Below are 22,262 nucleotides of genomic sequence, written 5' to 3'. Positions count from 1 at the left end.
GGAAGGAGCGGGGAAAAATGGATGCCATTAAATTGGCAAGCACTTACTTTTTTGGAACTGAAGATTATATTTTATCCAACAGCATGATCGCAACGGTTACTTTTAAAAGAAGAATCGACGCTGAAAAATTGTTTTCCAGCTACCGCTCGCTCATCATGGACAATCCTTTGCTGCAAGCCAAAAGGGTGGAACAATTCGAAAAAGACACGTTTGTATGGGGGCGTTTTTCTCAGGAAGAGCTGGAACATTTTCTGGAGGCTGAAAAGGTGAAGCTTTCCCAATATTTTACGGAGGAAGAGGTACTGGCTCAGTACAGCCCGACCAATGCCAGACTTCCGTTTCGTATTTACCCTATAAATGAATATACAATGATATTTGCGATGAACCATGCGGTGGCTAATGGGCTGAGCTTGGTTTTCTGGATCAAGAGATGGCTGGAATATTACTCAGGCGAACCAGATTCCGAGCCGGAAAATAAGGCGGCAAAGGGCGACGTCTCCAAAGACAGGCTGTTGCGTATGAAAAGAAGATTTTCCGCTTTTATGTGGATGCCGGTTTTTGTTGCAGGTTTTATGTCCAGGGTTAGGGGAAAAGGGACAGGCGCTGGCGAAACCGTTGATTTAAGTTACGGCAGAAGGCCGGAGCAAGGCGGTGGTTATGTCAAAAAATCGTATAGATTCAGCAAAGAGGAGACTAGTGAGATTTTAAGACGATGCCGAAGCCTAAAAATGACATTAACCGAATACATCTGTTATCGAATGACTGATGGACTACTGCAGCATGCTCCCGGCAAGCAACGCGTGTTTGTCTCCATGCCTATGGATTTGAGTTTTCTGCATAACTACTCGCCGGAAACTATGCACGGTAATTACGTCGCAAGCCTTCCAATGCAATTTTTTCGGGATGGAAATTTGGAAAAACAGATGAAATCCGCGTTCAAATGGTTCAAAAGGGGGGTTCCCTATGCGTTGTCGCTCTTTTTTGCTTCGTTTTCCAATTCATATCGGAAATATAAACAACAGTGTCTTGAATTGGTTATGAAAACAATGCCTGAAAGATCCCCCCTGTGGAATTTTACCATCACCTTGTCCAATCTGGGAATCATATCGTATCCGATTATAGAAGAATGGGTGGACACCATCTATTTTTCCATCAAAAACCAGTCGTTATTGCTCACAACGGCTACACTTTCGGGACGTTTAATGATGGAGGTCAGCGTATTGGAGAATCTTTACGATTCAGAAGAAGTCTTTGGTCTTTTTGACCGGATTTTATCCGTGGAACTATCCCCCTGTCAAGTAGATAAATAAAACAGACTAAGCAGCCAGCGCGTGCCGATACTTAATCGACGCGCGCTGTTTGAATTTGACTGAACTCGTTGGCAGTTATAAAAGTAAAAAAATATCCCCTCCAAGTTCTCTCTAGCCTCATGATACCATGTGGACTTTTTTGAGTGTCTACTTGAAGGGGATATTAACAGGTGCAATCTAGCCGAGAGTCCTTTTTTGTTGATGCAATTGAATGCTTTCGTGTATCACTCGGGGTACTTCTGTTAGCTTCTGTATCGTATACATCACGGAGTTAACGTTTTTTTGCAGCTCAACCATGTTGTAAACCCATTCCTTGGGCTGCTTGAGATACACGGCATGAATGCCTGCAGCAAGGGCGGGAGATACATCGGTGCGCAGGGAGTTTCCAATCATCCAGGTGATGCTTCGGTCAAAGCGGTTCATCTGAATAATTTCCTCCAGTGCCTCGACATTTTTATGCTGGCGAATGTAGATGCGATCATCAAAATAGTTAGCCAGCTTCATCTGTTCAATCTTCTTTTCCTGAATGACCTGCTCACCGCCGGTGTAGAGGTGCAGGGCATGCCCGGCTTTTTGGAGGGAGTTTAACGTTTCGACCATCCCGGGATACGGTTCAATTTCCTGCTCGTACACACTTCGGCCAAGCGAGCGAAGCTCCTGCTCTTCCCTAGGATCTGTACGGCGTCCGAATTGCTCCGAGAAAAAGTGGTACGTATCAATCAAGGACTGTGGAAAATGCTCACTGGCAAATCCCACCTGATGAACACCAGCCACATCAATTTCGATTTGTTTTTCACGAATTGTATTTTTCGTCAGGTTACGGGCTGCAAACCATTCCTGAAGCAAATCGAAAAAGTGGTTGAGAATAAGATCGAAATACTTGTTGCAGTGGACCAAAGTGTCATCAAGATCGAATAATATGTGCTGCTTCGGATACGACATGTTGCATACTCCTTCCAAGCCAATGCTTTAACGATATTCGGTTATAACGGAGGGCACAGTTCAAATTACAGTCCGATATAGGATTCCAAAAATACCTGTAAATCAGCCGCTCCGTCGGGGCGAATGCTGAATTTTTCTTTGTGATAACGTCCAATATGGATACGGAGCAGGCCAGCTACTCGCAAAATCATCATATCAGACATGAGCGTGTCTTCCAATCGGCTCAAATCATGACGCATATCTTCGAGAGATTTAGGGCCTTGAGCCACGTAACGCAGAATCCGCAGACGTTGCGGGTCATTTACCGCCCGAGTCAGCCGAAGCAGGAGTGTAGGCGGTTCTTCCTCGCTTTCTTCGGGAACGTCTACCGGATACTGGATCAGCAGCATACGGGTATAAAAACAGTACGAATTGATCGGACGGTTATGGACGACTGGAAACAGAACAACTGTATCCAAATCTTCCATATGAGGCACGATCAGTCCGGCTGTGGCGTATTCAACCAATGCTTCCGGTTCCATTTTGTTCAGAAGCATACGTTTTTCTGCAGCGTCTTCCTCTGCCAGCACACGCAGTTCGCTTTCCATTGCCCGGAAGTAGTCCCGGTCCCATAATTTGAGGAGAGGGGCGTACACCTTGCGAATGCGCAAAGATTCTTCAAAGGTTAAAAAAGGAACATGCGGAACAATCAGCTCGAACATATCTTCATCCGGGCCGTGGTCCAGATAAGCGATATAATCGGATATTTCATCCGATTCCGGTCGAAGCAAAGCCCAAACATAAAGCGCGTCATAATCGCTAAAAGGGCAATCCTGCGCTGTAGCCAGCTCGGTGCGAACTTCGTTTTGTAGCCGTGCATCCACTTTATCGATCCACTCATGGCCCAGGTCCATGTCATGTACCCATTTTTTGGTTACATAGGCCATAAAGCTGCCGAGTAATTCGTAAATTGGAGAAGTGTCTATTTTAATTTGATAACTCATGGAATCAAATGCCTCCTATTCTGTCTTCGAGCCCAGAGCGGTGAACGTAATTAAGCCCGTCCATAAGCAAAACATGAGCATTTAGAAATTGCTCACTTATTTATTATGGCTTGTTCTGCTGGGCATTGTCCACTATAATATAAAATAGTGCGCTGTGACGTGATTGGGTTCGGATTGAACATACAAGACTCCCTAACGATGCGGAGTCGGTTACATATCAGACAGACTTTCCGTAAAATCGTCATCTCAGATGGCGATTTTTTTCATCTTTTCTTTTATGCACTAAAAATACCGAAATTTGCATGTATTCTGGCTGTGTTTGCATGACCGCTATATATGGTAATAAGGATATCTATTGATTATGGAATCAAATGCAAATCATTCCTTAACATTCATTTTAAGATAGTGCTATTTTTATATGTTATATCAGGAGGAACCATGATGTCGTCGTCAATGCGGTTGCATTATTTTATTTTAATTATGGTTATTGTTGTGGCCGGTTTGTGTCAAGGGCTACTGTTGCCGATTTTGTCCATCTCTCTGGAACAGATGGGTGTTTCTTCTTCACTGAATGGAATGAATGCCGCTGCTTTGTATATTGGTTCATTTGCTATGACGCTGGTGGCTGAACGGACATTGGGATGGTTGGGCTTCAAAAAGCTGATGGCCGGAGGACTTGTGCTTGTGCTCTTTACGCTACTACTGTTCCCGCTAGTTCCAGATATCCGAGTGTGGTTCGTATTGCGACTGCTGGTCGGAATCGGAGACAGTGCACTGCATTATTCCGCCCAACTGTGGATACTGCTAGTGACTCCGGCAGAGAATCGTGGGCGTAACATTTCTTTTTACGGCATGTCCTATGGGCTGGGGTTTGCACTGGGTCCGCTTGGATTGTGGTTGCTTGATTATGGAATGCTGGTTCCGTTTGCAGCGCTGGCTTTGTTGTGCTTGCTCGTTCTGGTGCTGGTGCTCATGAAGCTTCCGGATTCCAGACCGGAAAAGCTGGAAAGAGAGGCGCGCCCAGCACAAAGATTCCGGCGCAGCTATAGCTGGGCATGGTACGCGCTGTTGCCTGCATTTTTGTACGGTTATATGGAAGCCAGCCTGAACAGCAACTTTCCGGTATATGGCCTGCGCATTGGCTTTCATACGGATGAGATTGCCGCGCTACTCCCCTTTGTCAGCTTGGGCGGATTAGTTCTCCAGTTGCCGCTAGGTATATGGAGTGATCGTTGGGGCCGTAAAAAGGTGCTTATAAGCGTAGGCATAACGGGTGGATTGATCTTTATGTTGATGCCATGGAGCGGCAATCATTTTATGCTGACACTGGTATTATTGGCGGTGGCGGGTGGTTTGGTAGGCTCCTTTTTCTCCTTGGGGCTGGCTTATGCGGCCGATCTGCTGCCCAAATCATTATTGGCCGCCGCCAATGTGCTGGCATCCTTTCATTTTAATCTGGGAAGTGTGATCGGACCTAACATTAGCGGGGCGCTACTGGACTATGGAACCCAAGGCAGCATGTTTCTGGTTCTTGGAGGCAGCTACGTCATTTTCGGGTTGTTGGGATTGTTCTTCCGAAAAACAATATCGACAGCATAAAACTACGGTTTGCATGGTATTTGTTTTACATTTACTATAAACTATAGACAGTATTGATGGCGGGCAAAGGGGAATCACAAAGATGATTAGAATACAGAAGCTGACCAAGCAAGTAGGGCCTGAACGGACCTTGTTACTTCGGGGGATTGATGCTGAAATTCACCCGGGCGAACTGATTGCCGTAGTGGGACCGAGCGGAAGCGGCAAAACGACGCTGCTGCGCTGTCTTGCTTTGCAGGAGCCATGGGAGGAAGGCAGTCTGATAGTGGACGGCCAGGATGTGCTGAAATCCGGATGGACGAACAAAATGAAAATAAAGCGGGAATGGGCATATCTGGAGCAAAATCCGCATTTAAATATGAATCGGACCGCTCTCAAAAATGTGCTGATCGGCAGATCGGGTCAGACTCCATTATGGAGAATGGTGACCGGGATGGTGCGTTCTGACGATTATATGGGAGCAATGGACGTATTGGAGGATCTGGGTCTGCTGGATAAGGCGCATGACAAATGCGACAAACTTAGCGGTGGTGAGCGGCAACGGGTAGCGACTGCGCGTGCGCTCGTTCACGGGGCCAAGGTCATTTTGGCTGATGAGCCTGTAAATGGACTTGACCCCACTTCAGCAGCTCATGTGATGGATACTTTCCGCAAGCTTTGCTCTGACGAACGGGTGACGGTAATCACCGTATTGCCGCTGGAGATGGCTGAACGCTTTGCTTCCCGTATATGGGGATTGAACGGCGGCGAACTCGTATTTGATATTCAGGGCAGACGACTGACACAGGTGGAAAAGAACAAATTGTGAAGGGGACGGCAAGAGAAGTGAAAATGATGTTGTTGAGAATGTTAACCGGCTGCTGCGCATCACTGCTTCTTGTTGGATTTTTAAGCGGCTGTAATGTCATTAGCGATCCAATTTCGCTGATGCAGGCACCGATGATGTCTGATGAGAAACAGCAGCTAAATGGTGCAGTGGTTACTCAGCTTGGAATGGTACAGCCTCTGCGACCCAATGACCCCGATGACCCCACGCCCATTCGGACAGGCGATCTGAACAATGATGGTACGGACGAAGCAGTGCTTTTTTACGAAACGCCAGATGAAAGTGTAAAAATACACGGGGCCTTGTTCGAGGATCAGAACGGAACGTGGGTAAAGAAGCTGACGTTTGACGGGGAAGGTACTGTGCTGGAATCGTTCAAGCTGGTCGACGTAACGAATGATGGCACGCTCGATATTGTAGCGGGCTTTTCCAGCGGGGATAGCAGTGATGGTGGCGATCAGAAGGGACTTATCGTGTATTCCTATACCGGAGGAACTTTGGAGAAAATATATGCTACAGGTTATACGGACTTCGTCGTAGACGATTTTAATCATAACAAGATGGACCTGAACGGGGACAATTTGAATGACTTGACGATTATCCTGCTGCGTCGCAATGAATTTTTCACAGTCAAAACATTCCAATTCAGCGGGGGAACCTTTAAGGAAATCGGATCGCTGGATTTGGACAGTCAGGCTCTTAGTATCTACAATGTGGTCGCTGGTAAGGTAGCCGAGGGTAGGCAGGGGATCATTATAGATACCAAGATTGCTCAGACGACTACGGTGTCCAATGTCATTGTGATGGACCACAGCAAGCTCAAAAAGCTTGATCTCATGGATGTGACCTTTAAGGATGCTACCATTACTAGCGGTGATGTAGATGGTGATGGCATTCTGGAATTTGGCAATTTGGAGAAGCCGAAAGGCTGGTCCAACAGGCCACTGGATGAGGTTCCGTATTTTGTTTCGTTCTATCAGTGGGATGGGGCCAAGGGAACGATTTTCAAGCAGCAGCAGTATCGTGATTCCAATGATCAGGTCTATTTCAGGCTGCCAAAGGAACTGCATGGCAAAGTGACTATTGATCCGAAAGCATCAAAGAAGGACAGCTATTTGCGGTTCATTTTGGACAATACAGACAAAACGATTGCAGAAATTAAATATTTCTCATTGTCGCAATGGGAGCGAAACAATGAAGGATACAGCCAGCTATGGCGAACCAATGCACAGGTGATTGGTATCAAGCGATCCAGTGAGCTGGAACCACGTAAAACCATTAAAAACAAGTTGGGGGAAAGGCAGGTAGAATAGAGTGAGTAAAGTTTTGATCATGGAAGACGAGGAATCCATTCGCAGCTTTATCGTCATAAACTTGAAACGAAACGGTTTCGAGGTGCTGGAGGCAGCGGATGGGCATGAGGCTCTTAATATTTTGAACACGGTGCGGGATATTGATATCGCGTTGCTCGACGTAATGGTGCCCGGTATGGACGGTTTCGAGGTCTGTCGAAGAATTCGGGAAACGAATGAGCGAATTGGTATTATCTTTCTCACGGCGAAGGTACAGGAGCAGGATAAGGTGTATGCCTTGTCTGTAGGGGCTGATGATCATGTGAGCAAGCCCTTCAGCCCGACGGAGCTCATTGCCCGTATTCAGTCGCTGCTGCGTAGGGTGAATGTACACCGCGAGACAGCGGCTAAAGTATCCTTCCAGTCTGGTCCGTTCACGCTGGATCTGATTGCCAAGCAATTTAAGAAAAACGGGCAGTTGATTGAGCTGACGCCAACAGAGTTTTCCCTGATTCAATTTTTTCTGGAAAAAGAAAATACACCGCTCAGCCGGGATGTTTTGCTTGACCATGTGTGGGGCAAGGAATATATGGGCGATCCCAAAATTGTGGATGTGAACATCCGGCGGTTGCGGCAAAAAATTGAAAACAATCCTTCCGAACCTGCCTTTTTGCAAACGGTATGGGGGCATGGGTATAAATGGAAAGGTCAGGCTCAATGATCAAAAAAGGGATTGGCAGACAGATTGTGCTTCACTATTTTTTTGTGGTGTTCTTGGCGCTTCTGTTGGTAGAAGTCATTTTCATGATTGTAATCCGTGCATACTATTACGACACGATTTATAAGCACGTGGAAAGTCGCATCCAATCGGTAAGTGAGTTTGCACCCAAATTCAAGGAGCCGGGACAGTCTTTACAGTCGTATCTGCTTAATACGTTTTCATTAGGGGATACGGAACTGCAATTGCTCGATGAGAAGGGGAATGTAATAGATAATTCCACGAACTTTGCGGCAGAAACAAGTGTACAAACCAGTGATGTGACGCAAGCATTAGCGGGGGATACGGGGAGCTGGATTGGGAAGCAACCTGGTACGGGTCAGCAAGTTATGGCGGTATCCAAAAAACTGGATAATATCGTCGGAGATCAGGTGTATATTGTTCGGTATACGACCTCGCTGGAAAAGGTCAACGACAAGCTATTTACCATTACGCTCTTCTCCGTGGGCATCATGGTAGCTGTACTGGTTATTGTATTCGTGGTCAGTACAGGACTCGCTAATTCCATCGTTAGGCCGATTAATAATATCCGTGATGTATCAGCTCAGATGGCGCAAGGGCGATTTGATGCACGAATTAAAGGAGATTATCGCTTTGAGTTGGGTGAGCTGGCTTCGACACTAAACTACATGGCCCAGGAAATTGCTAGAACGAATCAAATCAAGGATGATTTTATCTCGTCCATTTCCCATGAGCTGCGTACGCCGCTGACTTCTATTAAGGGATGGAGTGAAACGCTAAATTCCGGCGGCTATGATCCAGAGGAGACGAAGATCGGGATGCAGATTATTTCCAAGGAGACGGATAGGCTGATTGGTTTGGTCGAGGAGATTCTTGATTTCTCCAAGCTGGAACAAGACGCAATGAAGCTTGTCATGGGAACGGTTGATCTGCGCGAGCTTTTGCAGGAGATTATGCTGAACGTATGGGCCAAAGCGGAAATGAAGCAAATTAAACTTCAGCTGGACTCGGAGGAAACGGCATATCTGGTTCATGGAGACGGCAACCGTCTGAAACAGGTGTTTTTAAACATTGCGGACAATGCCATCAAGTTCTCGCATGAAAGTTCTATTATTTTTCTGTCACTGCAAAAGATCGGGGACAACATCGAGGTGTCTGTGCAAGACACAGGAATCGGGATTAGCGCGGAGAATCTTGCGAGAGTAAGAGAACGATTCTTCCAGGTAGACCATCAGAATGGTGGTACGGGCTTGGGACTGGCAATCTCGCAGCAGTTTGTGGAGCGCCATCAAGGGCAAATGCTCATCAAGAGTGAATTGGGAGCAGGCACCACGATTACAGTTTCATTGCCTGCTTTGCAAGCCGAGCAACCCGTAGAGCCACCGCAACTCACTGAAGGCTAGTTATGTAACCGAAAGTTAGTTTTAAATAGATGTAAATTAGAAAAACAGCCAGTCCTCATTATAGTGAAGGGCTGGCTGTTTGACATATTTCGTTCCATTATGAAGTAAAACCTTCAGCGCGCAGGCGTGTGTTGCGCTCATAAGCTTCTTTCAACATGCGGGCTGTTTGTGGGCGTACCGCCATTTTACCGAATACCGTTTCATTCGGCCCGATAACCATAATTTCACTCGGGTTGCCCTTGATGACTGCACCGTCACGAATTACAGCACCTTCACCGATAATTGCGTGCTCAATATGCACATTACGACCGATACGGGTGTCAGGCATAACGATACTTTCCTTAATAGCCGAGCCTTTACCTACCTCGACACCGCTAAATACGACGGAACGTTCAATTTGACCTTCTACTTGGCAAGAATCATGCAGGAGGCTGTCCAATGGCTCCGTTTTGCGGTTAGATAGCTTATGTGCGCTCAACCTTGTACGGCGTTCACGCGTATACATAGGCCAGTCTGTCCGTTGCAGGTCAATAGCGCAATCCTCCTGCAGCAGATCCATATGTGAATCCCACAAGCTTTTAACGGTACCTACGTCCTTCCAGTAGCCTTGAAATTCGTAAACATACAAGGATTCTTGATCCGTCAGCATTTTAGGAATGATGTCTTTACCGAAATCATGGCTGGATTGCTCATCCTCGGCGTCCTCCACCAAATACTTTCTTAAATAATCCCACTTAAACAGGTAAATCCCCATAGAGGCCAGATTACTTTCAGGTTTCTCCGGCTTTTCAGCAAATTCGGTGACACGCAGCTCCTCATCGGCACTCATGACGCCAAAGCGGTGGGCTTCATCCCAAGGTACTTCCATAACGGAAATCGTAGCCGCAGCAACTTTTTCCTTATGATAGTTCAGCATTTCACGATAATTCATATAGTAAATATGATCACCGGATAAAATAAGCACGTGTTCCGGGTTTTGACTGTCTATATATTCGATATTTTTATGAATGGCGTCTGCCGTTCCCAAATATTCAGCGTTGTCTGTATTATAAGATGGAAGTAAGGTAACTCCCTTGTCGTTCGTTTTGGTAAGACCCCAGGGAGTCCCATCTCCAATATGCTCGTGCAAGGATTCCGCCTCATATTGCGTCAGCACACCTACAGTATCGATGTCTGAATTAACACAGTTGCTGAGAGGAAAATCGATAATTCGGTAATGACCGCCAAAGGGTACGGCGGGTTTTGCAATCGTTGAAGTAAGGGGAGCAAGACGGCGTCCCTCTCCGCCTGCCAGCAGCATGGCAATGCATTCTTTATTAAACATTTCCTTTCCCTCCCGGTTTAGTTGTCTGTTGTAGTACATACATAAACGGTATGGGGTGCTCTTGAAACCATCAGGTGTGTAAGATCCCCCAAAATTTAAGGTTTATTTTTTTCATAGTCATTTTTCTGTTCATTGTGGCTAGAATGGGGTAATAACTCAAGTCAGCTTTGACCGGAAAGTAAATGCATTTCCGAATCATACATTTTGTACGAAACAAACATATAAAGGTGGTGACGTGATGACAGACCAAACTCTCCCGCAACAGGCTGTATCGCCGGAAGATATTTATTTGTTTCACGAAGGAACGCTTTATCACAGCTACCGATCTTTGGGTTCCCGCCTTACTGTGGAGAACGGAGAACAGGGCGTCCGTTTTACGGTCTGGGCTCCTCATGCTCTCCATGTCGGGCTTGCTACAGATCGTAACAACTGGAATGGGGAACAGGATTCCTTATATAGAGTTCCCGAATCTGGCTTTTGGAGTCGTTTTTTTTCGGGTATATCCCAAGGAACTTTTTACAAATATGATATTACGGGTGCAAACGGTGAACGTTTTCTAAAAGCAGACCCTTACGCGGTACGCGCAGAATTAAGGCCGGCAACGGCTTCCGTGGTCGCTTCACTGGAGGGTTATGTTTGGAACGACGCGGCTTGGCGGCGTAAACGGAGAGAGCCTTATGGAAAGCCTCTTCATATATATGAGCTACATTTGGGCACCTGGAAACAAAAAGAAGACGGTACGTTTTATACATACAGGGAAATGGCTGAGCTTCTTGTGCCCTATGTAACGGAAATGGGTTACACGCATATTGAGCTTATGCCACTCAGTGAGCATCCGTATGATCTTTCCTGGGGATACCAGCTCACCGGATATTTTGCACTGACAAGCCGTTATGGGGAACCGCATGATTTTATGTATTTGGTGGATCGTTGTCATCAGGCAAGCATTGGGGTGCTTATGGATTGGGTTCCGGCTCATTTTGCCAAGGATGCTCATGGTTTGAGACTGTTTGATGGATCGCCTCTGTTCGAATACGAGGATCCGCTGATTGCAGAAAAGCCCGGTTGGGGGACGCTGACGTTCGATTACAGCAAGCCGGAGGTGCGTTCTTTCCTTATATCCAATGCGCTGTTCTGGATGGATGTGTACCACATTGACGGCCTGCGTGTAGATGCTGTGACGAGTATGCTGCGGCTGGATTTTGAAAAGCAGGACGGTCAATATCGTTTTAATTCCAAGGGAGGCATTGAAAATGAGGAGGCTATTGCCTTCCTTCAACAACTGAATGAGACCGTATTCCGCTATTATCCGTATGCGCTGATGATGGCAGAGGAGTCCAGTGCCTGGCCGATGGTTACCTCCCCGGTAAGCGATGGAGGACTCGGCTTTAATTACAAATGGAATATGGGCTGGATGAACGATACGCTTGATTATATTGAAACGGATTTTGATCAGAGGCCTGAGCGCCATAATTTGCTGACGTTCCCCATAGCCTATGCATACAGCGAGAATTTTACACTGCCGTTGTCGCACGATGAGGTCGTTCATGGTAAAAAGTCGCTGCTTGATAAAATGCCGGGTAGCTATGAGCAAAAATTTGCCGGACTTCGAGCGCTTCTTGGTTACCAAATCACCTCACCGGGCAAAAAGCTGTTATTTATGGGAGGGGAATTCGGCCAATTCATCGAATGGAAGGATCAGGAGCAGCTTGACTGGTTTCTGCTGGATTATGACAGTCACCGTTCGCTGCACGCTTTTACGAAAGCGCTGAATCATTTGTATATACAGGAAAAAGCATTATGGGAGCTGGACCATTCGTGGGATGGCTATCAGTGGATTGAGGCGGAGGACCGTGGACAGAGCGTAATTACGTATTTGCGTAAAGGGAAAAAGCCGGGAGATACACTGGTCGTGCTTATTAACTTTCAGCCTGTGTCAAGAGATAACTACCGAATTGGTCTGGAAAAGGCGGGGAGCTATATTGAACTGCTGAACAGCGATCATTCGGACTTTGGCGGTAGTGGCCAGTTGAACACCGAAGTGTTGCGCACAGCCAAGATCCCTTGCCACGGACAACTCCACAGCTTGGAGCTGACCATTCCGCCGCTGAGTGTCGTTATACTGAAGAAAGCGCCCCGAAAAGCTAAAAAAGCAGATTAATCCATGTTACAACTGGTTTAAAATAGGGTTGAGGTCATAAGGAGGAAGCACATATGAACATTTTATTTGCGGCAGCAGAAGCACATCCATTTATTAAAACAGGCGGGTTGGCGGATGTCATTGGTGCACTGCCGAAGGCACTTCGTCAGGCGGGGTGCGACGTCCGAATCATCTTGCCTAAATATGCGGGGATTCCCGATACTTATAAGGAGTCTCTGCGTCCGGTAACAGTCAAGCATGTCGCCGTAGGCTGGCGTGATCAGTATTGTGGAGTAGAGGAACTGACGCTGGACGGGATCAAGGTTTATTTTATAGATAATGAATATTACTTTGGTCGTGACGGAATTTACGGCTATATGGATGATGGCGAGCGTTTTTCCTTTTTCAACCGGGCGATTTTGGAAGTACTGCCTGATTTGAATTTTCAGCCTGATATTTTGCATTGTCATGACTGGCATACCGCGATGGCGCCGTTGCTATTGAATGCCAATTACCGTCATTTGCCCTTTTACAGTGATATTCGCACCGTGTTTACGATACATAACCTGCTGTATCAGGGGGATTTTCCATATGAGGTCTTAACGGAACTATTGAATCTTGACGGGAGCTATTTTACCCCTGAGGGTGTGGAGTATCATGGCAGACTGAACTTTATGAAGGGTGGGCTGACCTACTCGGATCATGTCACCACTGTAAGTCCTACCTACGCAGAGGAGATTCAGACGGAATTTTACGGATATGGGCTGGAAGGGCTGCTGCGTAAGCTGGGAGAGCAGGGGCGTTTGTCGGGTATTGTGAACGGAATTGATACCAAAAGCTACAATCCTGCTACGGACAATCGTATTTATACGAAGTACCGCACCAGTCTGGTCAAGAAAAAGGAAAACAAAATAGGTCTGCAAAAGGAGCTGGGTTTGCCGGTACGACCGGATGTGCCTTTAATTGCGATGGTAACCCGACTTGTGGATATGAAGGGACTGAACCTGGTAACCAGGGTGCTTGATGAGATCATGTATTATGATGATATTCAGTTTGTTGTGCTGGGCACGGGAGATCCAGCCTTTGAGCACTGGTTCCGGGAAGCGGCTGGACGTTATCCCTTGAAAATGTCGGCGCAGCTCGCTTTTAGTGAACCTTTGTCCCGTAAAATTTATGCTGCAAGCGATATATACCTTATGCCGTCGAGGTTTGAGCCTTGCGGGATCAGCCAGTTGCTAGCGCTTCGCTATGGAAGCATCCCGATTGTGCGGGAAACGGGTGGTCTGAACGATACCGTACATGCTTACAACGAGTCTACAAGCGAAGGGAACGGCTTTAGCTTCAAAAATTACAATGCGCATGATATGCTGCATACGATTCGTCGTGCGGTTGATTTTTATCGCCAGCCTGAGCATTGGTCCAAGCTTACGCACACTGCTTTTGCAGGAGAGTACAGCTGGGATGTGTCGGCGGGAGCGTATCTGGATATTTATCGTTCACTGACAGGGAACGAATGAACTAAGTCGACCAAGCAGGAGTGTCTGAACAAGGTAGAACTGACATAGTACAATGGAAAAAGGACATCCCTCAGAAGCCAATAATGGCTGAGGAATGCCCTTTTTGCTGTGATCAGTCGCCTCCGCCTCCACCACAGCTGCTTCCGCATGAGGAACTGCTGCACGAGGAATGGCTGCCGCCGGAATCACCTGAATCGTGGTGAGATGAGCCTCCATCATAGGAGCTATCGTGGGAAGAGTGAGGATGCGAGTGGTTCGTATCCCAGTTCGAGCAACCACTTGCTGAACTACAGCCTGATGAGCTTGCTAATGCCGCACTTCCTGTAGCATCAGGATGCATGTGCAACGCAAACTGATGGGGTTGATACCAGGAATACCATACGACGGCCAGCAGCAGATAATCTATTTGCAAATAGTTGACCTTCGGCAGCCGCTTGCCATCTGGATCATCCACTGCTTCATTCACCCGATTACGCAGATGGTCCATAATCCTCTGAACCGCTTGCTGTGCCTGCTGAGAGATGCCGATGCCCTCCTGCATATTCCAACGGTCGCCTGCTGGCTGCCCGGAAGCTGTCAGCTTGTAATAGTGTGAAAGCTCGTTATTCGGTAATGGATGATTGAAAAAGTCCCCCATAAGCTCGCACTATAGCGGTTCCAGCCAAAGCATTCCACATACAGCCAGTCGAACCATGCCCGTTCATCTGGCATCGGCTGTGAGCCAGCGTGAGGGGCGTGGTGCAGCATGCGACCAAAGAAGGCTTCCGAGAATTGCTGGTATTCCCGCGTAAACATCAGCATTTCGTGCCACAGTTCATCCACATCTGGACTGAACATTGGCACTCGGTTCATAATTGCACATAGCATAAAATAGCGTTTGAGCTCATTCCAGCGCCAATCGTATTCCTGTTCCGTCAGGTGAGGATGAGAATCCATCACACGCCGCCTTACACTATGAGCGTAGGAGGCTGGAATAGATCGTTCCAGAAGCTGCATGAGTTCTATAATCTCCTTATGCCGCCCCTGTTCAAGGGAAGAGGGAGACGGGGAGCTAAGGAAAAATGCATTACGGCGGCGTGTCTTTCGATTTTCCCTGTTCCTTCGGTATAATGCTCGAAAAAAGAACCACAAAATAATGATGTCGACCACAATAAACAACGCCCAAAAGCTGCTCATATGATTCATAATGACTGCTCCTTTCTGGAAAGAAGACGAAATTAAAAATTTGGCGAAATTAAAAATTTAAATTTTGCTTTTCAGCAGAGCGAATTCTTCCTTAATCTGTGTCAGCAACTCAGGATTCGTGATTACATCACATGCGGTCCAGGCCAAAGTTCTGGCGGCTAACAACATTCCTTCCAGCGCCCGGTCCTGCATCGCCAAATCGCGGAATTCAGGTGTATGCAAGGTATGCTTCTCGTCAATAACTTGAATGTACGGATGAATGGCGGGACAGTGCAACGACACATTTCCAATATCCATGGAGCCGTGATCTTCGCCCTCCGTGATGTCCTCCTGCGGAATGCCTGTCAGCACCAGGTTTGCGGTAAAGGCATCGGAAAGCGCACGATTGGTCACCATTTCATCATAAGACGTCTCATAATTTGAGGTTTTCAGACGACACCCGGCTTGTAAGGCCGCTCCTTCGGCAATTTGAATAACGCGGCGAGTCAATGAATTCAGTTCATGCCGTGTAGCAGCCCGTACATAAAATTGGGCAGAGGCATAATCAGGAATGATGTTCGCTGCCTGGCCTCCTTGATTAATAATGCCGTGAATACGTACCGTACTCTTCACCTGCTGGCGGAACGCATTAATGCCGTTGAACGTTTGAATCACCGCGTCCAGCGCGTTAATACCTTCGTGGGGACTGGCAGCGGCGTGAGCGGATTGCCCAAAGAATTCGAATTGTACGGCATCAATCGCCAGCGATTTGCCCGATTTTTCATAACGGTAATAAGGATGCGTCATGAGCGCTATATCGCAATCATCAAATAACCCGGCAGCCGCCATGGGAACCTTGGCTCCGCGTGTTTCCTCGGCAGGTGTGCCGTATACTCGTACTTCTCCACCGATCTCGTCAATGACCGATTTGAGACCGACAGCCGCTCCTGTGCTCATCATACAGATCAAATGGTGTCCGCATGCGTGTCCCAGACCTTTCAGGGCGTCATATTCTGCCAGAAAAGCAATGACCGGACCGGGTTTGGCTGCTTTATAAGTCGCAATGAAAGCCGTTTCGATACCCAGTACAGGGGCCTGAACTTCAAATTCGTGAAAAGCCAATTCCTCTTTTAGACGGGCAGCCGCCAAAAATTCCTCATTCCCCAGCTCCGGGTTTGCGCCAATATATAAAGAAATGTCCTTAAAACGTTGGGCATGCTGCTCAATGGTACGTTGGATCGTATTTTTGTTATTCATGGAAAAACTCCTTTGTAAAAGCTGTAATGTAGGTATTACGTCAGGTATGCTGAAATTGTACTATAACATTCATTGCATAATCATGCATATTCATTTATAATGACACAATCTTATTTATTATAAAGAATTTAAGGAGAGAAAAAAGATTGAAAAAGGCATATCGTTTTACCGCCCTGATTCTGACGGCGGTTATCTTGCTGTTGGCTGGTCTTCCGATGCTTACTGCATACGGGACGGAAGCGAAGACACAGCCAAAACTTGTACTCGGCATGAGTGCCGATTTTCCGCCGTATGAGTTTCATAAAGACATTAACGGTAAGGATACCATTGTAGGCTTTGACGTTGATATTGCAAATGAAATTGCCAAGGATCTTGGCGCGGAGCTGGTTATTGAGGACATGAGCTTTGACTCCTTACTGCCTGCCCTGCAAAGTGGTCGTGTAGACCTGGTACTGTCTGGTATGACACCAACGGATGAACGCAGAAAGAGCATTGATTTTTCGGATGTATACTACCACTCCAAGCAAGTCATTATGGTACGTCCGGAGGATAAGGACAAATATCCGACGATGGCTGCTTTGAAAGGCGAGAAGATCGGCGCACAAAAGGGCAGTATTCAGGAAGAGATTGCTCAAAAAGTGCCCAATGCCTCTGTAACTTCGCTGGATAAAATCTCCGACCTGGTGCTCCAGCTTCGGACACAGCGTATTAACGCTGTCGTAATTGAAGATACAGTTGCTAAAGGATACACGTTGGACGGTACTGTAACGCTCGCCAAGGCGGTACCTGAGGATGAGGGAGCAGAAACAGCTGTAGGTATTCGAAAAGGAAATGCTGAACTGCTGGCATCTGTAAATAAAACGTTGGCTCGCCTGAAAGCAGACGGGTCTATTGAAAAGTTTTCCACGGAAGCGAGTGCACTCTCTGCCGATCGACAGGTTTCATCCAATAACATCGTGGATATATTTTGGAAATATCGCAGCTTTTACGTTACGGGTATCGGCTACACGTTGTTGCTGTCTGCGCTCGGGGTACTGTTCGGATTTATCATTGGTCTGATCATCTCTCTGCTGCGGATGAGTGGTGTGCGTATCATTGAATGGTTGGGTACGGCCTACGTAGAGGTACTACGTGGTACACCTATGCTGGTACAGCTTATGATCATCCATTATGGAGTTGCTTTGACGCTGGGCGTCAATTTTACGCCACTTCAGTCCGGTATTATTACGTTATCTCTGAATAGCTCGGCATATCTGGCTGAAATTTTCCGTGCAGGTATCCAGGCAGTGGACCGTGGTCAGATGGAAGCAGCCCGTTCACTCGGTATGGGACGAGGCAAAGCTATGCGTCACGTCATTTTACCGCAAGCGTTCAAGTCTGTACTGCCTGCGATCGGCAATGAGTTTATTACGATTATTAAAGAGTCCTCCATCATTTCTACCATCGGTATGGTGGATATTATGTATCAGGCCCAAGTCATTAAGAACATCACCTACGAAGGATTAAGTCCGTTCGTCATCGCGGCTGCTATTTATTTTGTAATGACATTCAGCTTGTCGAAGCTGTTGGGTTTATGGGAAAGGAAGTTGAGAGCCAGTGATCACCGTTAAACAACTGCGTAAATCGTTCGGCAAAAATGAAATTTTAAAAGGCATTGATATAGATATTGCCAAAGGCGAGGTTGTTGTCGTCATTGGCCCGAGTGGTTCGGGGAAAAGTACATTTTTACGTTGTATGAATCTGCTGGAGCAGCCGACCGACGGGGAGATTTTGTTTGAGGGCGAGCCGATTACAGCCCGTGGTCATAATATTAATGCGACTCGTGAGAAAATGGGGATGGTGTTCCAGCATTTCAACCTGTTCCCGCACAAAACGGTGCTGCAAAATTTGACGCTTGCGCCGACTCAGGTTAGAGGCCAGTCCGTGAAGGAAGCGGAGAAAATTGCGCTAGAGCTACTGCGCACCGTTGGACTTGAAGACAAAAAGGACACCTATCCCAATCAGCTATCCGGTGGACAGAAGCAGCGGATTGCGATTGCACGCGCCTTGGCGATGCAGCCGCATGTGATGCTCTTCGATGAGCCGACTTCCGCTTTGGACCCTGAAATGGTCGGGGAGGTGCTGGACGTGATGAAGAAGCTGGCTGAGGGTGGCATGACGATGGTCATCGTGACACATGAAATGGGCTTTGCCCGCGAGGTAGGAGACCGCATTATCTTTATGGATAACGGTCAAATTGTGGAGCAAGGTACACCGGAGCAAGTTTTTGGCACTCCAAGCCATGATCGTACCCGGGATTTTCTTGCCAAGGTTTTGTAAGAAATGAGCTTATAAAGGCTATGAAGTAAGCCCTCCGCGGTGGAAGTTTGACGGGAGGGCTTTTTCTTTTTTTGTCATCCTCGTTCAGATTTTTGTAACTGATTTCGATTTCATGATGACAAAATTGTAACAGATGTAGTATGATGTTCAGGGTTCCCAACATTTTCATGCAGATAAGGTTACAAAATTGTGATATTATGCAGTGAGCCAAAACTTACCGGGGCAGCAGACAGCTACGACAGACGCTGAATGCGGGACCCAAAACCATGGGAAGTGCGGGGGACGTAACAACGGCAGTAACTTCTGATCCGTCTTCATACGAATGGATGGAAGGTTGCCTAGGGGTGAATTGCACAAAAGCATAGGGCTTCTCCTGAGTCCGAATCCGACAGCTAACTTCGCAGGCATAACAGAGGAGGTACATATCTTTTGAAACATCTGAAACGTATTGGAAAAACAATGAAATTTGCGGTGCTGGCAGCAGCCATTGCAGGATTGGCGCAGACAGCCGGGGTAGCCGACGCCGCTTCGCTTCATACCGCCAAGGAAGGTGATACCTTCTTTTTACTTGCTCAACGTTACGGGGTATCTGTAGAAGATCTGCAAAAGGAGAACCCGGATGTTGCCGCCAGCAATATATATGCAGGAGTGCAAATTAAGGTGCCGGACGAGAACAAGTTAAAGGCCGCTTCGGATTCGAAGCCTCAGCTTCTTTCCGAGAAAGCGCCAGCAGGTGACGGTCAACAGGTTGAAGCATGGGGCAAAACATTTAACTACAGCAAAGTAGTTGACGTGAAGGCCACAGCGTATTCCGCAGCAGCCAGTGAAAATGGAAAATGGGGAGCGGTGGACTATTTCGGAAATCCGCTTAAGCTCGGTACGATTGCGGTAGACCCCAACGTAATTCCGTTGGGTACGAAAGTGTTGGTTACAGGCTATTCCCACCCGGGGCTGCCCGATCAATCTTTTGTAGCGGTAGCACGCGATAAGGGCAGCGCCATCACGGGTAAACGGATTGATATTTTCATTCCAGGCAGCCCATCTTTTGTGAGTGACTTTGGTTTTCAGAATGTGAAGCTGTATGTCATTGATAAATAGACTTATGTAAGCAAATGAATTAAGTGAACATAATATATATTATGTAAACTATAATCTGTGATCTATAATCAAATAGCTTAATCGCAGGTTCAGATTCATATATGGGTCTTGTCGATTAATAAAGGGCTGTCTTGACGAGCAGAATGCATCTGCTGGTAAGACAGCCCTTTTTACTGTTATTTCCGCTCCGAGGTGTGAAGTAGCCGGGGAACCGTGACAAATTTGTAGCCCTTGGCTTTCAGCGACTGAATGAGACCCGGCAGGGATTGAACAGTGCCTTTCAGATTGGAACTTTGACCTCCACCTGCGTGCATTAAAATGATGGAGCCTGGTCCGGTAGCCGGGATCACATTACGCTGAATTTGTGTTTTACTGAGTCCCTTCCAATCGAGGGAGTCTACGTTCCAATTGACAATCATGTAGCCGTGTCGACGCGCCCACTGGATCTGAGGCTCCGTAATTTCACCATAGGGCGGGCGGATCAGCTTGGGTCGAAAGCCGACAGTGGCCTCCAAAATATGTTCTGTTTTCTTAATCTGGTTGCGAAAGCGTTCCGGTGAAGCCTTCCTAAAATCCGGATGGGTATAGGAATGGTTGCCCAAGGCATGGCCTTCACGTACGATACGGCGAATCATGCCCGGGTGTTTTTCCGCACGGTGACCGACAATAAAGAAGGTGGCTTTGATCCCATTCGCGTGCAAAATGTCCAGAACCTGCGGCGTATACCGGGAATCGGGCACGTCATCAAAAGTCAGGGCAATTTGCTGCGTATGCGGGCCGCACATTTTAAAAATATCCGCATGTTTTTTCCGAAGCATGGCTAATGTGGGAGTGGCTCGTTCTCTGCTCTTATGTGCTGAAGAAACAACAGTCGCTTCCTTGGAATGAGTCGTTCCGATATCGGGAGGCGCGTCCGCGTGAACGGGAAAACTCGAAAATGCTAGTAACAGTGCCATCATTGGAAATATTCCCCTGTACGGCATATGTATCCCCCTTTCCGTGCAGTGGTACCTTCTGTTGCTTTCATTTATTATGTACCTGACATGTTGAAATTATGCTGCTGAACAGGTTAGACTATTGAGTGGTTGAGTGGAAATGCCCTGTGTAACGGATGTAAGTGAAGATCACGAAGCTAAACGCACATATTCTATTAAACCTGAGCGAAACAGCAGCATTTTCGCAACTTTTAGCCTTTTAATGGATTCGGTATCCAGTGATAGCTGGTGTATAATGGGGTTGCAATTCATATTGTAGAGACATGGAATTAAAGGAAGGATGGATCAATGTGACCGACTTGTTTACTCCTTATCAATTAAAGGGACTCTCTTTAAAAAACCGGATTGTAATGCCACCAATGTGCCAATATAGCGTGGAGGCCAAAGATGGAAATCCCAATGATTGGCATCACGTCCATTACGTTAGCCGGGCAGTAGGTGGCACCGGGCTGATTATTGTGGAAATGACAGCGGTCCACCCGGATGGACGCATTACAGATTATGATCTGGGTATTTGGAGTGACGAGCATATTCCTGCATACCGTAAAATAGTGGAGGAAGTCCACAAGTACGGTGCCAAAATCGGAATTCAATTAGGTCATGCCGGACGCAAGGCTGAAGATGCTGATTTGCCTGTCGCACCGTCCTCGATTGCTTTTAGCGAACGTTTTAAGGAGCCGCACGCTTTGACGACAGCCGAAGCCAGGGAGCTGGTTCAGGCTTATAAGGAAGGCGCACGCCGCGCGGTGGAAGCCGGTTTTGATACAGTAGAAATTCATGGCGCTCATGGTTATCTAATTCATCAATTTCATTCCCCTTTAACGAACACAAGAGAAGATGAGTATGGACAGGATTTATCGCTGTTCGGTGTTGAAGTGATTCAGGCTGTTAAAGAGGTGCTTCCGTCTGATATGCCTGTGTTGATGCGGATATCCGCCAAAGAGTATGTTGAAAACGGATATAATGTGGAATACATAGCGGGCATAGGGGAACGATATCGTGATGCAGGTGTGGATATTTTTCACATCTCCTCTGGTGGCGAGGGGCCGATTGGTTCCAATGGCGGTCCATCTGCGCGTGCGGGATATCAGGTGGATTTGGCACGTGATATACGTGAAAAGCTTAATGTGCCTGTAATCGCTGTCGGTCTACTGGACGATTATGAGGATGCGCGGCGGGTGATTCAGCAAAAAGAAGCTGATCTGGTAGCGATAGGACGCGCCATGCTGCGCGATCCGTATTGGGCGCTGCATGCGTCGCGGGAGCTGAAAGTACAGGCGGATATCCCGGAGCCTTACTTGCGTGGTTTTTAGAATGCACTTTATTTTTTAGAATACACTTTGTCGGATAATAT

The 22,262-nt window shown here is 47.1% G+C and carries 19 protein-coding genes and 1 riboswitch; of the genes, 12 read left to right on the top strand and 7 right to left on the bottom strand.

Annotated elements, in window-relative coordinates:
* Positions 1–17 precede the first annotated feature (17 nt).
* A complete protein-coding gene (locus tag QMK20_RS13785; RefSeq protein WP_283652075.1) occupies positions 18–1,310 on the top strand; it encodes a hypothetical protein in 1,293 nt (430 codons plus the stop codon).
* 177 nt (positions 1,311–1,487) lie between these two features.
* Here the strand turns inward: QMK20_RS13785 and QMK20_RS13780 are convergent, their stop codons facing one another.
* Together QMK20_RS13780 and QMK20_RS13775 are read right to left on the bottom strand one after the other, a co-directional pair.
* Positions 1,488–2,252, bottom strand: a complete 765-nt coding sequence (locus QMK20_RS13780) for an HAD family hydrolase (RefSeq protein ID WP_283652074.1) — start codon at positions 2,250–2,252, stop codon at positions 1,488–1,490.
* Positions 2,253–2,317: 65 nt separating this feature from the next.
* Positions 2,318–3,235 carry a hypothetical protein gene (locus QMK20_RS13775; RefSeq protein ID WP_044648480.1) on the bottom strand — a complete coding sequence of 306 codons (918 nt, stop codon included), beginning with the start codon at positions 3,233–3,235 and terminating at the stop codon, positions 2,318–2,320.
* A 441-nt stretch (positions 3,236–3,676) separates the two neighbouring features.
* Between QMK20_RS13775 and QMK20_RS13770 the strand changes: the two genes are divergently transcribed.
* The 5 genes from QMK20_RS13770 (at position 3,677) to QMK20_RS13750 (ending at position 9,094) form a co-directional block, all read left to right on the top strand.
* Positions 3,677–4,834: an MFS transporter gene (locus QMK20_RS13770; RefSeq protein ID WP_283656276.1), complete on the top strand. Its 1,158-nt coding sequence runs from the start codon at positions 3,677–3,679 to the stop codon at positions 4,832–4,834.
* Between the two features lie 82 nt (positions 4,835–4,916).
* Positions 4,917–5,642, top strand: a complete 726-nt coding sequence (locus QMK20_RS13765; protein WP_283652073.1) for a phosphonate ABC transporter ATP-binding protein — start codon at positions 4,917–4,919, stop codon at positions 5,640–5,642.
* Positions 5,639–6,973: a hypothetical protein gene (locus QMK20_RS13760; protein ID WP_349362241.1), complete on the top strand. Its 1,335-nt coding sequence runs from the start codon at positions 5,639–5,641 to the stop codon at positions 6,971–6,973. The genes QMK20_RS13765 and QMK20_RS13760 overlap by 4 nt, the downstream gene beginning before the upstream one ends.
* Position 6,974: 1 nt before the next feature.
* Positions 6,975–7,673, top strand: a complete 699-nt coding sequence (locus QMK20_RS13755; RefSeq protein ID WP_014281511.1) for a response regulator transcription factor — start codon at positions 6,975–6,977, stop codon at positions 7,671–7,673.
* Positions 7,670–9,094 carry a HAMP domain-containing sensor histidine kinase gene (locus tag QMK20_RS13750; RefSeq protein WP_283656274.1) on the top strand — a complete coding sequence of 475 codons (1,425 nt, stop codon included), beginning with the start codon at positions 7,670–7,672 and terminating at the stop codon, positions 9,092–9,094. Before QMK20_RS13755 ends, QMK20_RS13750 begins: the two co-directional genes overlap by 4 nt.
* A 97-nt stretch (positions 9,095–9,191) precedes the next feature.
* On the opposite strand, the gene QMK20_RS13745 is transcribed toward QMK20_RS13750, so the two are convergent.
* The gene (locus tag QMK20_RS13745; protein WP_283652072.1) at positions 9,192–10,418 is read right to left on the bottom strand and encodes a glucose-1-phosphate adenylyltransferase; all 1,227 of its coding nucleotides are present in this window, start codon (positions 10,416–10,418) and stop codon (positions 9,192–9,194) included.
* A gap of 238 nt (positions 10,419–10,656) precedes the next feature.
* On the opposite strand from QMK20_RS13745, the gene glgB reads away from it, so the two are divergent.
* Entirely contained in the window at positions 10,657–12,579 is a 1,923-nt protein-coding gene (gene glgB, locus QMK20_RS13740; RefSeq protein ID WP_283652071.1) for a 1,4-alpha-glucan branching protein GlgB, read from the top strand.
* 53 nt (positions 12,580–12,632) lie between these two features.
* Positions 12,633–14,075, top strand: a complete 1,443-nt coding sequence (gene glgA, locus QMK20_RS13735) for a glycogen synthase GlgA (protein ID WP_283652070.1) — start codon at positions 12,633–12,635, stop codon at positions 14,073–14,075.
* Positions 14,076–14,187: 112 nt separating this feature from the next.
* On the opposite strand, the gene QMK20_RS13730 is transcribed toward glgA, so the two are convergent.
* Genes QMK20_RS13730 through QMK20_RS13720 form a run of 3 tightly spaced genes read right to left on the bottom strand, consistent with a single transcriptional unit; the run spans position 14,188 to position 16,496 of the window.
* The gene (locus QMK20_RS13730) at positions 14,188–14,616 is read right to left on the bottom strand and encodes a hypothetical protein (RefSeq protein ID WP_283652069.1); all 429 of its coding nucleotides are present in this window, start codon (positions 14,614–14,616) and stop codon (positions 14,188–14,190) included.
* A 35-nt stretch (positions 14,617–14,651) separates the two neighbouring features.
* Positions 14,652–15,260 carry a glycine-rich domain-containing protein gene (locus QMK20_RS13725; RefSeq protein ID WP_283652068.1) on the bottom strand — a complete coding sequence of 203 codons (609 nt, stop codon included), beginning with the start codon at positions 15,258–15,260 and terminating at the stop codon, positions 14,652–14,654.
* Between the two features lie 57 nt (positions 15,261–15,317).
* Positions 15,318–16,496, bottom strand: coding sequence for a M20 family metallopeptidase (locus QMK20_RS13720; RefSeq protein ID WP_283652067.1), 1,179 nt, complete (start codon positions 16,494–16,496; stop codon positions 15,318–15,320).
* Positions 16,497–16,642: 146 nt separating this feature from the next.
* On the opposite strand from QMK20_RS13720, the gene QMK20_RS13715 reads away from it, so the two are divergent.
* The 3 genes from QMK20_RS13715 (at position 16,643) to QMK20_RS13705 (ending at position 19,913) form a co-directional block, all read left to right on the top strand.
* Positions 16,643–18,106 (top strand): ABC transporter substrate-binding protein/permease, encoded by a 1,464-nt coding sequence (locus QMK20_RS13715; RefSeq protein ID WP_283652066.1) that lies wholly within the window; start codon positions 16,643–16,645, stop codon positions 18,104–18,106.
* The gene (locus tag QMK20_RS13710; protein ID WP_044648469.1) at positions 18,093–18,815 is read left to right on the top strand and encodes an amino acid ABC transporter ATP-binding protein; all 723 of its coding nucleotides are present in this window, start codon (positions 18,093–18,095) and stop codon (positions 18,813–18,815) included. The genes QMK20_RS13715 and QMK20_RS13710 overlap by 14 nt, the downstream gene beginning before the upstream one ends.
* A gap of 246 nt (positions 18,816–19,061) precedes the next feature.
* A riboswitch (cyclic di-AMP (ydaO/yuaA leader) is annotated at positions 19,062–19,237 on the top strand.
* A gap of 7 nt (positions 19,238–19,244) precedes the next feature.
* Positions 19,245–19,913, top strand: coding sequence for a 3D domain-containing protein (locus QMK20_RS13705; protein WP_283652065.1), 669 nt, complete (start codon positions 19,245–19,247; stop codon positions 19,911–19,913).
* Positions 19,914–20,089: 176 nt separating this feature from the next.
* On the opposite strand, the gene QMK20_RS13700 is transcribed toward QMK20_RS13705, so the two are convergent.
* Entirely contained in the window at positions 20,090–20,896 is an 807-nt protein-coding gene (locus QMK20_RS13700) for a polysaccharide deacetylase family protein (RefSeq protein ID WP_349361856.1), read from the bottom strand.
* A 302-nt stretch (positions 20,897–21,198) separates the two neighbouring features.
* Here QMK20_RS13700 and QMK20_RS13695 point away from each other — a divergent pair, with 302 nt between their 5' ends.
* Entirely contained in the window at positions 21,199–22,221 is a 1,023-nt protein-coding gene (locus QMK20_RS13695) for an NADH:flavin oxidoreductase/NADH oxidase (protein ID WP_283652063.1), read from the top strand.
* The last annotated feature ends 41 nt before the right edge of the window (positions 22,222–22,262 follow it).

The organism is Paenibacillus sp. RC334 (assembly GCF_030034735.1).
GTDB classification, from domain to species: domain Bacteria; phylum Bacillota; class Bacilli; order Paenibacillales; family Paenibacillaceae; genus Paenibacillus; species Paenibacillus terrae_A.
Note: the sequence above shows the minus strand (reverse complement) of the source record. Positions and strands in the feature narration are given on the sequence as shown.